Source organism: Streptomyces sparsus (assembly GCF_054776295.1).
The window spans coordinates 1-593 of record NZ_BAAHCA010001664.1; the positions used below are offsets into that span (position 1 = coordinate 1).

Genomic DNA, 593 nt, shown 5'->3' on the forward strand with positions numbered 1-593 from the left:
CCTCCGGGCCGGCGCCCCGCACGGCGGCCCCCCGGAAGGCGGGCAGGCGGCGCAGCCCGGAGGCCACGCACGCGGCGTAGGGCAGCAGCCGTCCGTCGCCCGTGCCGAAGGTGGGGTGGAGCGCGGCGTGACTCAACTGCCCTTCCGTACTTCGGAGATACAGCATCAGGGCGATCAGGTCGGCCCGCGCCTCCTCCTGCTCGCGCCCGCGCAGTGCGGGCATGCGCGTGAGCATCCGGGCCACGGCGGCTCCGTGACGCTCCCACTCGGACTCCGCGAGCGTGCGGAACGCGGCGCGCTCCTCCGCCGTACTGCTGTACCCGGGGAGGAACGGCGCGGGGGCGAATGCCTCGGCCCCTCGGACGGCACCCCGTGCCCTTGGCGGGGCCGACGGGGACGGCGGGGAAGAGGGGGACGGCGTTACGGGGTCGGGGGCCGAGGAGGTCACGATCACCCTGGCGGGGGCGGCGAGCTGCTCGGGCTGCTCGACCTCTTCGGGCTCATCGGCGGGCGCGGACGCCGGAGGGGCGGGTTCGGGGTCGGGGTCGGGCTCGGGCTCGGGGTCGGGAGCCACGGGGGCCGGAGGGGCGGGG

General features: G+C 77.6%; 1 protein-coding gene. It reads right to left on the reverse strand.

Translation table 11 applies throughout. The features are described 5' to 3' along the window. Positions 1 to 223: hypothetical protein (locus ACYVE9_RS30185; RefSeq protein WP_461031035.1), on the reverse strand; the 223-nt coding region annotated here is incomplete at its 3' end. Between the last annotated feature and the right edge of the window lie 370 nt (positions 224 to 593).